This window comes from Embleya sp. NPDC025285 (genome assembly GCF_055558835.1).
On record NZ_JBVHLU010000086.1, the window covers coordinates 17,696 to 31,004 of the forward strand.

The 13,309-nt window shown below is 69.5% G+C and carries 9 protein-coding genes and 1 pseudogene; 3 read left to right on the forward strand and 7 right to left on the reverse strand.

All coding sequences use genetic code 11. From position 1 onward, the window contains the following. Positions 1 to 402: 402 nt before the first annotated feature. On the reverse strand, positions 403 to 1,350 hold the full coding sequence (locus ACZ4FV_RS39210) for a barstar family protein (RefSeq protein ID WP_465325427.1): 948 nt from the start codon (positions 1,348 to 1,350) through the stop codon (positions 403 to 405). 76 nt (positions 1,351 to 1,426) lie between these two features. Between ACZ4FV_RS39210 and ACZ4FV_RS39215 the strand changes: the two genes are divergently transcribed. Beyond that, entirely contained in the window at positions 1,427 to 2,473 is a 1,047-nt protein-coding gene (locus tag ACZ4FV_RS39215) for an LLM class flavin-dependent oxidoreductase (RefSeq protein WP_465325403.1), read from the forward strand. A gap of 195 nt (positions 2,474 to 2,668) precedes the next feature. Here the strand turns inward: ACZ4FV_RS39215 and ACZ4FV_RS39220 are convergent, their stop codons facing one another. Both ACZ4FV_RS39220 and ACZ4FV_RS39225 read right to left on the reverse strand, forming a co-directional pair. After that, entirely contained in the window at positions 2,669 to 2,875 is a 207-nt protein-coding gene (locus ACZ4FV_RS39220) for a hypothetical protein (protein WP_395861370.1), read from the reverse strand. 914 nt (positions 2,876 to 3,789) lie between these two features. Beyond that, entirely contained in the window at positions 3,790 to 5,133 is a 1,344-nt protein-coding gene (locus ACZ4FV_RS39225; RefSeq protein WP_465325405.1) for a glycoside hydrolase family 18 protein, read from the reverse strand. A 127-nt stretch (positions 5,134 to 5,260) separates the two neighbouring features. On the opposite strand from ACZ4FV_RS39225, the pseudogene ACZ4FV_RS39230 reads away from it, so the two are divergent. Next, a pseudogene (locus ACZ4FV_RS39230) lies at positions 5,261 to 5,408 on the forward strand (IS5-like element IS4811 family transposase); the annotation flags it as partial. 609 nt (positions 5,409 to 6,017) lie between these two features. Here the strand turns inward: ACZ4FV_RS39230 and ACZ4FV_RS39235 are convergent. Continuing rightward, positions 6,018 to 6,659 (reverse strand): hypothetical protein, encoded by a 642-nt coding sequence (locus tag ACZ4FV_RS39235; RefSeq protein WP_395861366.1) that lies wholly within the window; start codon positions 6,657 to 6,659, stop codon positions 6,018 to 6,020. A 585-nt stretch (positions 6,660 to 7,244) separates the two neighbouring features. Here ACZ4FV_RS39235 and ACZ4FV_RS39240 point away from each other — a divergent pair. After that, the gene (locus ACZ4FV_RS39240) at positions 7,245 to 9,548 is read left to right on the forward strand and encodes an NACHT domain-containing protein (protein ID WP_465325407.1); all 2,304 of its coding nucleotides are present in this window, start codon (positions 7,245 to 7,247) and stop codon (positions 9,546 to 9,548) included. A gap of 55 nt (positions 9,549 to 9,603) precedes the next feature. Here the strand turns inward: ACZ4FV_RS39240 and ACZ4FV_RS39245 are convergent, their stop codons facing one another. The 3 genes from ACZ4FV_RS39245 to ACZ4FV_RS39255 form a co-directional block, all read right to left on the reverse strand. Further along, the gene (locus ACZ4FV_RS39245; protein ID WP_465325409.1) at positions 9,604 to 10,011 is read right to left on the reverse strand and encodes a hypothetical protein; all 408 of its coding nucleotides are present in this window, start codon (positions 10,009 to 10,011) and stop codon (positions 9,604 to 9,606) included. Between the two features lie 661 nt (positions 10,012 to 10,672). Then, positions 10,673 to 12,139 (reverse strand): DUF4082 domain-containing protein, encoded by a 1,467-nt coding sequence (locus ACZ4FV_RS39250; protein ID WP_465325411.1) that lies wholly within the window; start codon positions 12,137 to 12,139, stop codon positions 10,673 to 10,675. A 301-nt stretch (positions 12,140 to 12,440) separates the two neighbouring features. Beyond that, complete coding sequence (locus ACZ4FV_RS39255) at positions 12,441 to 13,196, reverse strand: aquaporin (RefSeq protein WP_465325413.1); 756 nt, start codon at positions 13,194 to 13,196, stop codon at positions 12,441 to 12,443. Positions 13,197 to 13,309 lie beyond the last annotated feature (113 nt).

Below are 13,309 nucleotides of genomic sequence, written 5' to 3' on the forward strand. Positions count from 1 at the left end.
ACCCGACGACCACCAGCGTGGTTTCAAGGTGCCTTCGCTCGACGTAGCCATGCAGATCGCCAAGGCCCCTCACCGACACGCCGCTGACGGTCCAGCCCGGTACCCTCCGGCATCACGCAGACGCCCTGCCCCCGGCCGGCCCACCGCCCGCAATCCGTCGGCGGGTCGGGATAGCCGAACGCGTACCGGCCCTGCGCCACCTCGCCCACCCGCCCAGGCCCCCGACACCCGGACCCGACCCGAAGCCGGCATCCGGAGCCCCGCCGAGCGCGACGGGGTCCCGGAGCGGCCGGTGCCGGGGCGGGCGGGTGGCGGGATTACGGCGGGATCGCGTTCGCGTTCGCGGGCGCGATCCGGCCGTCCCCGGCGGCCAACCGCCCCAAAACCTCGCAACGCCAGCGGCTACCACGCACCCACGTACAGGTTCACCACGCGCCGGGGGACCACCGGCTTGAAGACTGAAATGAACTCCGCGGTGGTCTCCAACTCCATGACGCATCGCATGAATTGCCGTAGATCGCGACGGTGCATCCCGTCGAGCCCGCGCACGACGGTAACCACCGGCTCCTCGCTCGCCACGACGAAATCGGAATAGCAGTCGGTGTAGGCGGGCCAATTCTCTCCGAACCAGTCCGGGAAATCGTAGGTTCGGGCCAACGCTTGCAGCACGTCAAGCTCCGAGCCCCCTTCGGGACATCGACATCCAGCCGTACGAAACCGGCCGCGACGAATCTCTCGACCGCGGTCTGCGCCGTGGACTCGTCTACCAGGTACGGCCTTTCCCCCAGCGCGGCCAGGACATCCGCCCCGTCGACCCAACCGGCCAACCTGCGCCGGGCACCAACGACCACGGATCCGTGGAATCCTTCGGCGCGTCCTCCAGCCTCTGCCAACCACCAGGCTCCCGATCCCCACCCTCGACCTCCTCACCCACACCGTGACCGCATCGCCCTCCTTCGGGCACGACGAGGCCATGCCCGCCGTCTGCCCCCAATGGTGACAACGCGCCGCACGCTGTTTGGAGCCTCCCCGCCGGACGACTCCGAAGGGGCCGCCGCACCGCGAAGAGCCGCCGACACTCCCCGAGGTCGGCGGGTGCGGGGAACGCCCGGGCACCCGATGTGTGGAAACGGGCGGGTGAGGGAAGGCCACGTTCGTCGTCCCCCCGGACTCGGTCGGCACCCCGTCGACCGTTTCGCCGGTGATGATCGGCCGACTCAACGCCTCCTGACCGGTAGCCGGTTGTTGCGCCACCCGCGGGTCCTGCGCACGAAGCTCCCTCCCCGTTCGCGCGGCACCTTCCCGATCCTGAGACCGCTGCGGTAGGCCCACCGGCGCGCTGGGGAGCATGATTTCGACCAAAGGACGACAGCACACTGCAACCGGAGTGGTTCAGCTGTCTCACTCGACGGCGAGGAGAGTCGCCATGCGGACCGGCATCGTCACGACAGCAGGGCCGGGTGTGGAACACCTGGCCGCCCGCGCGGAGGAACTCGGCTTCGACAGTTTCTGGGTGTACGACACGCCGATGATCCACGGCGATCCGTTCGTGAGTCTCGCACTCTGCGCCAAGTCCACCCACCGGATCAGGCTCGGCATCGGTGTCACCTCACCGGCACTGCGTTCCGCGCCCGCCGCGGCGGCGGCCGTCGGCAGCCTCAACGCCCTCGCCCCCGGGCGCATCGTCTGCGGGGTCGGCACCGGCAACACGGCGCGCCGTACGCTCGGCATGCGGCCCACGAAGACGGCGGAACTGGAGTCGTTCACGGCCGCCCTACAGGATCTCACCGCGGGCCGCGAAACGGACTACCGCGAGGGGACCCGGTCCAGCAGAGTGCGATTCCTGCACGTCGGGCCGTACGTCGACACCGAGGCTCCCGTGGAGTTCGTCGTGGCCGCGTTCGGCCCGAAGGCTGCCGCGGTCGCCGGCCGGCTCGGCGCGGGAGTGATCTCCTTCGGGATGCACGACCCCGCGGCCTGGTCCACCCTCGGCCGGGCCCGGCGGGCGGCGGCGCGGAACGCGGGCAGCACCGAGAAGACCCGTGCGTATCTCATGTCCTCCCTGCATGTCCTCGCCGACGGCGAGGACCGCTACGGCGATCCGGTCAAGGACTCGATGGGGCACATCGCACTGAGCGCACTGATCCTCGGCGCGGAGGACCCCGCCCTCCGCGCGGCCCTGCCTCCGGAAGAGGCCGCGGCCGTCGACCGTCTGCTCGAGTTGCGCGGCACCACCCTCACCGACCCCAAGCTTCACCAAGCGCTCTACCGCAACTACCTCGGCCGGCTCTCCACCGAGGACCGCGAGCTCATCCTGCCCTCCCTGGTGGACAGATTCGGCCTGGTCGGTACCAGGGCCGAGGTCACCGAACGGATCAACGCGCTGGAGAAGTCGGGGGTCGACGAACTGGTGATCCAGCCCGTCGTGGACCCGGAGACCGAAATGGTCGAGCTCGCACGGCTGCTCGCCTGAAACTCGGCAAAGAACGGCCGTCGGATCGTCCAGCGGGCCGTTCGGCCGTTCAGGCCGTTCAGACCGCTCGGGCTGTTCGGGGTGGCGGCGGACAGGCTGCCCTGTGCGTACCCGCCCCTCGACCGCCAGGGTCAAGTCGATCGTGCGGTCCCTCAAGCGTCGACTGGCCGCTCGGCGATTCCCCCCGTTGTAGGGTCAGATGACCCCTTGCGGGGTGCCGCTTTCGCTGAACGTGTTGCCGCTCGGCATCAGCCCGGTTCCGCCCGTGTCGGCGTACCACAGGCTGTTGCGCGGGAAATCCCGGTGGCTGGGGGCTTTTCCGGTGGCGGTGTCGAGTCGGAGCCCGACGTACGAGGCTCCGGCAGCGCCCGGCACCGCCGGCGCGCAGAGGCCGGTGAGCACGCGGCGCCGGGGCCGCGAGGCGCCCGGGCCCGTCTCAGCTCCTCGCTGCGAGAGTCGCCGACACGCACGCCACGTTCGGCCGGGAACACAACGCCGCGACGTCCGATGCGCTCATGGACGGCGTCGTCGGGAAGTCCATGACCGGCGGCCGCTCCACAGGCACGGCGGACGACCCCTCGTCGAGCACACGCGTCGCCACCCACGCCGCCACAACAACGAACACGTAGACCAGCACGTGCTTGCGGAACCGACGCACAACTCCCCCGGGTCCCGGATGACGACAGCGTAACCACCGCCCCCGACAGCAACGTTCGCCGACGCATCATCACATCGGTCGGAATGTGCCACGGCGAAACTTCTTGCCGCCGTGCGGAGCTGGCGAGGCATCGGCGTGGGCCGCGGCCACGGCCGGGCCGGTGTCCGGGACCGGGAGCTCGCCCTCCGACGCGGCACAAGGCCACGTCGGGTTCGCGGCAACGGCCTTGAACACGGCGCCACTTCCGGTCGCCGCGCTCGGCCAAATGGATGGATGGATGTCGTGTCTCCGGCCGGCGAACGGCCCGGTGGTTGCCGTGATGATCGGGTGCCCCCTCCCCCGCGACCCGCATCTCCCCCTGCGTGGGCGCCCCGCGGACAAGGCGGCCCGACCCGACCAGTACCAACGCGCCCTGTGAGCCCGGGTCGTGTGTGCTAGGGAAGCCTCTCACGCGGGGCGCAGGGGCCGTCGGCGGGCGACTGGTGATGTGGCCCAGGACCATCACGTCCGGACGTGATGGTCCTGGCGGAACAGGCCAAGGGTGCGCGAAAGGTTGACGCAGATGCCTTCATGGCCGCTATCGGAGAATGCGGACTGCGCGCCGCCACGGTCGAGTTCGTCGAGACCGCGGCGGCCGACAGCCGGCAGTGGCGGGTCGCTAGCGTCGCAGGCCGCGGTCCAGGGCGGCGATGCCGCTGCCTCGGGCGTCGTCGCCGTCCAAAGCCCAGATCATGACGCCGGCCAGATCGTGCCGGCGGGCGTAGCGGGCCTTGGCGGTGAGGATCTCGGCGTTGTCATACGTGTAGAAGGTGTTGCCGTCGTATTTCCACGAGGCGCCGTGGTTTCGGTCGACGTAGGTGGTGCCGGGGTGGGCGCCGAGTTCCTTGTAGGTGAGGTCCGGTGCGGTGGCGGTGGCCTTCTGGTAGAGGCCGTTGCGGTTGCCTGCCGGGACGCCGGTCCAGCCGTGGCCGTAGAACGGGACGCCCAGAACGGTCTTTCGGGAGGGCAGGCCGAGTCGGGCGTAATGGTCGACGGCCTTGTCGGCGCTGCGTTGGCGGGCGTCGGGGTCGGTGGGGTCGGAGTACAAGTTGGCGTGGTGGTTGGTGGGGCCTTTGCTTTCCCACGCGCCGTGGAGGTCGTAGGTCATCAGGTTGATGAAGTCGACCGAGGCGGAGACCTTGGGGATCTCCAGGCGGTCGGCAACCACGGAACTGGCCGGGAGCGCGGCGGTCAGCAGGTAATGCCGAGGCTTGGGGCGTTCGCCCCGGGTCTTGGCCTTCTGCGCGGCGTACTCGTCGAGTTGCTTGCGGAACTCGGCCATCAGCAGCGTGAAGTTGCGGCCGTCCTCGGGGCGTTCGACGTTGCCTTCCGCGCCGCCGCCGCCCGGGTACTCCCAGTCGACGTCGATGCCGTCGAAGACGCCTTCGGCGGCGCCGGGCCCGCCCTCGGGAGCGCCGCCGAGCCGCGGCACGTCGCCCTTGATGTAGAGGTCGATACAGGAGGAGACGAACTTCTTGCGCGACTGGTCGGTGGCGGCGGCGTCGGAGAAGTACTTGGACCAGGTCCAGCCGCCGAGCGCGATGACCGCCTTGAGCTGCGGGTTCGCGGCCTTCAGTTTGCGCAGTTGGTTGAAGTGGCCCTTGAGTGCCTGGCGGGGGGTGTCGGCCACGCCGTCCACCGACTCGGCGGCGGTGAACGGGCGCTGGTAGTCGTCGTAGGCGTAGCCCTGACCCTCGATGTTGGCCTCGAAGCAGGTGCCCTCCGCGGAGACGTTGCCGAAGGCGTAGTTGATCGTGGTCAGCTTGGCGGCCTGGCCGGTCTTCTGGACGCGTTTGGCGGAGCTGTCGGGGCCCCACTGGGTGAAGTACCCGATCCGCTGGCCTTTCGGCTTCGGACCGTGCGGCCCGTTGCCGGCGGCGGCGGTCGCGGTGGTGGCAGAGGTGGTGGCGAGCAGCACGGCGGCGGTGACGGCCGCGAGCAGACCGGATGGACGAACGGTCACGAGCGCCTACTTTCCGACGGGGCGTCACGGCGCCCTGGGCCAGACATGGCAAAGGTCTAGTCCATTCCGTCGCACGTGTACAAGGGGTGCGTTCGGATCGGTGCAGTATGCAAAACGGTGTTTCATCATGGCCCGCTGGGCGGCGGCCCGGCCTGGTCGGACAGATCCGCGACCATCTCCGCAAGCGCATCCGGCGCGGTATGGGCCGAGCCCCCGGGGCGGTCGCCACCGTCATCGACTCCCAGTCCGTGAAGGCCGCGGAGACCGCTGGTCGAACGATCGATCGCCTGGGTCATGCACGCCCGCCGGCCCGCCCGCGACCTACGAACACCTCATCCGGAACTCCGAGTCGCTCATCACCTGGGCCGCGATCACCCTGATGACCAGGCGAATCACCCGCCGCACCTCCCGCCGGGCCGGCCGGCCGCCCTCACGCGAGGCCCACCGGGACTGACCACGGTCCCTACCGCGACCGCGAACTGCGGCTTCCGACGCACGCACCCTCGCACAGAGCCGACCCGCTCATCGAGGCCCCGGGTCGACTCCGCTCGGGCCGGGTGAGACGTATCCCGGTCCGCGTGCGCGTCGAGGTCACAGACGGCGCAGCGGGACGTCCGTCGGAGTGGCCGTGGACCGGGTGATCTCGACCTACGCGGTGGAACACGTGCCGTGCGCGTGGATCGCCCAGGCCCGGTCCGGAGGCCGTGTGGTCACGCCGTGGGGGCGGTTGGGTCACGTCGCGTTGACGGTCGCCGACGGACGACGCCGGAGACCGGCCGACGTGAACGACCCGCCCGCACGGATCGTCGGCGCGCCGCCGGACCGCCCTCCCGGCACGGATCGTTGCCCCGCGTCGGCCGACGCCCGGTACGGGGCGGTGGCGGCTACGCCTTCGGCTGTTCCGGGAAGTCTCCGGTGGGCAGGCCCAGGAGGACGCGGATGCGGTACGCGAGATCGGAATCCGGGGGGTCCAACTCCCGTATCGCACGAGCGAGTTGCTCTCGGGTCCTCGCTTCGATGATCTTGAGCCAGGAGGGCCGCATGGACACGTTTTCGCGCGCGAGCGCGTCCGCGAGCGGGGCGACGTCGGCCGGCCACGGGGTCGCGGCGAGCTGCCGGGACTCCTCGTCCTCGGCGGCGAGCCGGTCGACGGCGAGGACGCGCACCTCGGACCACGGACGGCCGTCCTCGATGGCCTCCTCGAACGCGTTGATCGCCCGGTTTCGGCCCGACACGATCTGCTGGTAGCGCCGCGCGGCCTCGGCACGCGTCAACGTGGCGCCGGTACGCGGCGGCAGGCTGAATGGAGTTGCCTCCGGGACGGCGCGAGTGGCCGGGCTCCCGGGCCGAGTCGCCGGCGATCCCGACGAGGTCGCCTTCGGGGCGGCACGGGCGGTCGAGGATGCGGCCGGTTCGGGGCGGCTGCCGGCCGCGAGGTCGGTCGCGGCCGAACAGCCGATGACGGAGACGGATATCAGGGCCGTGCTCGCGAGAGCGGCAAGCACGGTACGGGGATTGTCGATCACGAGGACGTGAGCATAAGCCTCCCGCACACCGGCACGGCAGGCGGGGTCACGGCTCGTTCGGGCGCGCCCCCGGGAGCGAACCCACTCGGGCGTCCGGACGACCCCGGTTCCCCCGCCCACGCGAACTCTCCTCGTCCACTGGGGCCTTGCCACCTCCGGCCGCCACGTTCCCGCCACGGGCCACCGCGGTTGCACCGTCGTCGCCGAGGACGACCACACACTCGCCGAACATCCGGCGATGCCCGCGTCCCGCGGCGGCGTCACGGACAACCATCCCAGGGATCGGCGGCGGGAGGTGCGGATGCGGCCCGGGCCGCGTCGGCGACGACGCCGACATCACCGCCCGCATCGATGCCGAGATCAGTTCGATGATCCGGGCGTTCACGGCGCGCTGCTCGGCGACGAATGTCCTGAGTTCTGAAGGCCCGCGCGGGGCCTCGGCCGCGGATGTGGACACGCCTCGCTCGGTGTCGATGGTGGCGTTTCGGGATTGCGCATAGGCAACGGCCGAGAGCGCGTTCGCCAAGGATCCTTGGTCCTGGAAAGCCCTGCGGCCGTTCGCGTCGGGTCGGGATGATGCCTGTCATGGGCACTCACGGGGGACGCAGGGTCGCTTTGGCTTGGGCACTGGTGTGCTTGGTGGCCGTGGTCGTGGCTGCGGTGTGGGGGTTGCGCGGGGTCAAGCCCGGGGACGACTTCGACCCGATCGGGGCACTGGGGGTGCTGTTCGGGACGGGTGTGGCGGTGTGGTCGGGGCTCATGACCCGGGCGGCCCTGCGTCAACAGGCTCCCAACCTCGCGTTCGCCGACGACCTGGCCCGTCAGGTGAAGTTGGTCGAAACGGCCGAGCGGGCGCGGATGCTGGGCGAGGACAGCCCGCGCATCGACGTCAGATTCGTCCTGCGCCCGGCCGCCCGGCGCAGCGCCGCCGGCGCCGGGTCGGAGGGGCGGCTGAGCACGGTGGTCGACTACTACGCCAAGTTGCGTCCGCGGCGGTTGGTGATCACCGGGGCTCCGGGGGCGGGCAAGACGGTCCTGGCGATCGAGTTGGTCCTGGGTCTGTTGGATCTCGAGCGCAAGGCTTCGGATCCGGTGCCGGTGCGGATGTCGTTGGCCTCGTGGTCCACGCTGCCCGACGCGGTGCCCGTGACGGTCGAGGCGGCGGGGGCGGCGGTGCGTTCGTGGGTGTGCGCTCATCTGGTGCGCAACTATCGGATCACGTCGGTGGTCGCGAAGGCGTTGGTCGAGGCGGGGCTGATCCTGCCCGTCCTGGACGGTTTGGACGAGATGGACGCGGAGGATCCGGGCCCCAATTTCGGCCGGGGGTGGCGGGCGCTGGAGGTGCTGAACGCGTACCAGCACGGTCGTGAGAAGGCGGGTCTGGTCCTGACGTGCCGCAGCGGGCCCTACGACGGTCTGCAGGTGTGGGCCAAGGACGCCGCGCGTGTGGAGATCGTGCCCGTGACCTTTTCCCAGGCGCGGCAGTTCATCTTCGACCGTGTCGACGACCGCGCGCGTTGGCGGAATGTGACCGACACCCTCGACCGCGAGCCGTTCGGAAGCGTCGCACGGGTTCTGTCCACGCCCTGGCGGCTGATGATGGCCGTGACCGTGCATGAGCAGCGTGACGCCCGCGGCTTCCACTTGCCGCAATTCCATCCCGACAACCTCCTCTCGCCTCGACCGGGTGGTGAAGCGGCGATGCGTCACCACCTCAACAGGCTCTTCGTGCTGGCCGCCACCACTGATCAGCTCGCACGCGACGGGCGACGGCCGGGATACACCCCGGCTCAAGTGCACACGTGGTTGGGCGTGTTGGCCGGCTACCTCAGGGCGAACACCGTCACGTGGCGCCACGTCGGCGGGCGCACGCTGTCCGGGACCGACATGATCCTCCACGAGATGTGGCCGCTGGCCGGCCCGCGACGACCCAGAGCCGTCCACGGATTCCTGTGCGCGGTCCCGCTCGGGCTGGGCATGTTGTTGTTGACCGCTCTCTTCGATCGATTCGAATTCTCCGCGGAAAAGCTCCAGGGGGCAGGCACGGTGGCTGCCATCTGCGGCGTCGGGGTGGCGTGTGCCTGGTACAACGTTTGGCCGTCACCCGCATACCTGTCGCCCCTGCGCATCCGGCCGCGTCATGGAGGTCCCACCGCGGTGGAGCGCATCGCCGGGGGGCTCACGATCGGGGTCGAAGGAGCGGTGATACTGCGATTCCTGTACGGCTACACGGATGTGACCGTGTCCGTGGCGATCGCGCTGATCGCGTTGCTGATCACCGGGCACGAGTCGGCCGGCAGGGTCGGCTTCACTAACCCGCGCAACCTGATCAGGTCCGACGTCGCGGCCTGGCTCGGCATCGGATTCGCCTGCGGTGCGGGATTGCTGGCCTACATCGTTATGGGGTGGGTCGGCGAGGATGCGATGGGGCTCGTCCTCGGGCTCGTCTGCACGCTCGGAATGGGATTCGGATTCGCCCTCGCGGCGAGGTTCGGTGTCGGAACCGGCAGCGGGGTCGAAGTCGCGGCGCGGCTCGCGGCCGGGCTGGTGCCCGCACTCGCACTCGTCCTGGCCGTCGCGCCCCAGCTCCGACCCGGACTGTTCGATTGGGCCCTCGCCATCGTGAGGAGCGTTGTGCTCGTGGCCCTGCTTGCCGGGGGAATGCTGCTGTGCGTCAACGGATTCGTCGGGGGCGCGGGAGTTCGATATCTCGCCCTGCTGCTGTGTACCCGCCGCGGACCCCGGCGGTTGCCGTGGCGACTGGGGCGGTTCCTGGCCTGGGCCACCGACGCCGGACTCCTCCGCGTCTCGGGAACCGCCTACCAGTTCCGCCACCGTGAACTTCAGGAATGGCTCGCCGACAACCCCACACCACCCCCAGCCCCCTGAACACCCCAACCACCCCCAGGTACCGCGCTGTTCCCCGGGCGACCGAGCGCTCCGGCTAGCGCGGCGGGCCCGGCATGGGCGGCGCGGACGGGTTGTATGCCGGGGCACCGTACGACGCGCCCACGCCGGCCGGTGCCGATCCGCGCCTCGTACCGCCGACCGCGATCGAGATGGACGCGGCGATCAGACCGACACCGGCGAGGCTCATCGACAGGCCGCCGTTCTCGGAGCCGTACGCGACGGAATAGTTGTTCTGTCCGCCCGATACGCAGCGAGTGGCTTCCTTGCTGCCGGAATCGGGCCTGCACACCCACTCGTTGAAGTGCCCTCGCTTGGCGTCGTCCTCGTCCTGCTCGACGAATCCCATTCCGAGCAGTGCGAACCCCGCTACCAGAAAGATCAGTTGGAGAATGCGTGCGATCGGATGCATCTGTTGAGGCCTCGCCCGTTCGAAGTCGTCCACCACTGGAAGTCGTTCACTACTACGTGAGTCGCGGGCGACGGAGTGCACCGCGCACCCACGGTGCCGACAGGTGCCGGAGCCGCCCACGGACGAGCCTCCGACGGCCCGGTGGGATCAACTCTGGCGGCCTGCCGACCCGGTGGGGAGAACAACGGCGTCCCACCTCGACCTGGGACGTGCATCCCTCCGCCGACCTGCGTAAACACCGCGAGAATGGGACGGGTTCATACGGCCGCGATCATGGAGCGGCGCCGGCTGGTCGTCCGGGACGGACAGCCTGTCACCCTCGAAACGGTACGGGCCCGCCCCCGCCGAGCTCGGAACTCGTGCGCCCGCGCGGTCCGACGGCCGGACGGGGGTGAGCGGGCGTCGAACCGCGCGAGTGCCGACCACGGGGGGAAGCCGGCACCGGACGACTACCCGAGCCACGAAAGGCAACACCCCTGCGACTGTGGGTGCTTACCCGGCATCCCCACCGGGCTGCAAGGTGGCGAACCGCGGTCGGAGGAGCGTCGTCCGGTTCCCGGGCCTTGAGGGGGCGGACCCGACCGGGGAAGCAAACTGGCAACGAACCGGCCGGAGACGCAACCGACGCCGCGCCCACCGGGCATCGGTCGACGACACACATCAACCAGCGATCGGATGATCCGAACGAGACGGTCTAGTTGTTGGTGGTGAAGACGACGTCCACCCAGAAGTTGGTGTCGTTCCGGGTGCTGGTCGGGAAGCCGCTGGAGCCGTACCTGTACACGCCGTTGCCGCCGACGCTGCCGGATGCCGGGGCGGTGACCGCACCCCCGGCCGCGTCCGTCAATCCGCCGTCGGTGAGGGAGTACCGGCCTGCGGGGGCGAAGTACGAGGCCACGTAGGTGACGTTGGGACTGATCCAGACCGGTTGGGCGAACGTCACCTGCTGCCAACCCGATTCCGACTCGTTGGTGAACGTGGCGGTGGCGAGTTGATAGCCCCCGCCGGTCCAGATGGTTCCGGTGTGCGGACCGGTGTTGCCCGGGCCCTTGTAGAACCGCAGGCCGGTGGCGAATCCGCGCGTGTTCGCCCCGAATTTGACGCCGACTTCGATGCTGGTGACGTCGTCCTCCGCGAGCACGGCCGGCGTCGCGTTCGAGGGCCAGATGGTGCAGGACGGGTTGCAGACGGGTGGCGGGCTGTCGGCCGTGGTGAAGGTCCAGCTCTTGGTGGGCATCGGGGTGCCGTCGAGGGATTTCACGCCGATCAGGTCGACGAAGTAGGTGTTGGCGGGCTCCAGGTGGTAGGTGAGATCGAAGGTGGTGATGCGGCTGGTGGCGTTGTAGGTCGTGCTGCCGGGGCGGCCGCCGTTCTCGCCCTGCCAGATCACCCAACGGATGGTGGAGGGTTGCACTTCCCGGTCGAAAGTGGCGGTGATGTTGGTGTCTACCGGGACGGAGGCCTCCCCCTGCGTCGGGGAGATGTCGATGACCGCCGGCGCGGGACCGGGAGCGTCGGAGGTGTTGAACACCGGGTCGACCCAGTAGTTGGTGTCGTTCCAGGTCGAGTTCGGGAATCCGGTGCCGTAGAAGTACACCCCGTTGCCGCCGGCGGTGTCGCTCGCGGGTGCGGTGAGCGGGCCGCGGACGTGCGCGGTGGTCAGACCGCCCTGGTCGGCGCTGTACCTGCCGTTGGGCGCGTGATACGAGGCCACGTAGATGGTGCCGGCGGTGACCGGGACGGGCTGGGCGAAGTTCACCTGTTGCCAGCCGGAGTCGGACTCGTCGGTGAACGTGGCGGTGGCCAGTCGATCGCCGGACGCCGACCACAAGGTGCCGGTGTGCGTGCCGGTGTTGGTGGCGTCCTTCCAGAAACGTACGCCGGTGATGTAACCGGCCTGGTCCGCTTGGAACTTGACGCCGAGTTCGGTGGCGGCGGTGTCCGGATCGGGACCGGAGGAGGGCTGTTCGGTCGATGCCCACAGGGTGCAGGGGCAGGTGACCGACTGGGCCGGGTCGCCGTTGACGCCGATGTCCGTGGAACCCGCCGCCGCCCGGGCTGTCCCCGGTGCGGCGACGGTTAACGCGAGCAGTAACGCGAGCAGTAACGCGAGGATTGTCGGAATAGTTGCCCTGTGCAGCCTTGGCCAAGCTATGTTCATGGGTGTCCCCCACTCGAACATCACTTCCCGGGGCGGTTGTCCCGGGGCCGAGCTATGGGAGAGTCTGGCGCACGCCCCGGCCCGTTGTCCGGGGTTCGTCCGCTCGTGAAGCGGGTCGTGGGGTTCCGCACGACCGTCCGGGGGACCCGCGAGGGTGGCGATCACCGGCGGCACCGTGCTCGTGAGGACCGTGCGGCAGGGGGCACGGCGCCCGGCGAAGTCCGTGACCTACAGCGTGGACTACGGCAGCGCCGTGCAGGCGGCGGCATCCGCTCGTCGGATGGACCGAACCGACATCGGCTCAGGTTTCGGTCTCGGTCTCGGTTCCCCCAGGGTTTACACCCGGGGCAGCGATGGGCTTCGGGAAGAGCAGCCTGTGAATGCCGGCGGCCAGGATGCCACCCACGAGGGGGGCGACGATGAAGAGCCACACCTGATCGAGGGCTTTCCCGCCGACGATGAGGGCAGGCCCGAGACTGCGGGCCGGGTTCACCGACGTTCCGGTGATCGGAATCCCGATGAGGTGGCACACGGCGAGCGACAGCCCGATGGTGAGCCCTGCCATCGTGGCATTCGCGGTTCTACCGGTTACGCCAAGGACGACAAAGACAAAGAGAGTGGTCAGCACCACCTCGATCAGAAAGGCACCGCCCCCGTTGATATGGATGGCACTGGCGTCACCCCAGCCGTCGGCCCCAAGGCCGGTGGTCGAACGGCTGTAAAGGGGCGAACCGACGAACGTGGCCCATAGGAGCAAAGCCCCGAGAATCCCGCCCACGAACTGCGCAACCCAGAAACCGACCGCCTCCACCAGCGAAATTGCACCCGCCAAAAGGGCTCCGAGGGTGACGGCCGGATTGACGTGACAGCCCGAAATGGGACCGAGCACGTACGCCAGGGCCAAAAGAGTGAGGCCGAACGCGAGTGCGGTCGCGACCACGCCGGCGGCGTAACTGGTCCCCGTGGTGCCGAAGCCGAACGACAACGTGGCCACACCGACAGCGACGTATACGAGCAGTCCCGTCCCCAGCAATTCCGCAGCCAGCTTGCGCACCATGTCGTTCCCTTCCAGGACGAGTACCAGAGGATCACTGCGGTCTGCGAAGTACGTGGATGCAAGCCCGAACCCCTGATAGATACAGAGAGTTATCAGAAATTATCACAAAGTAG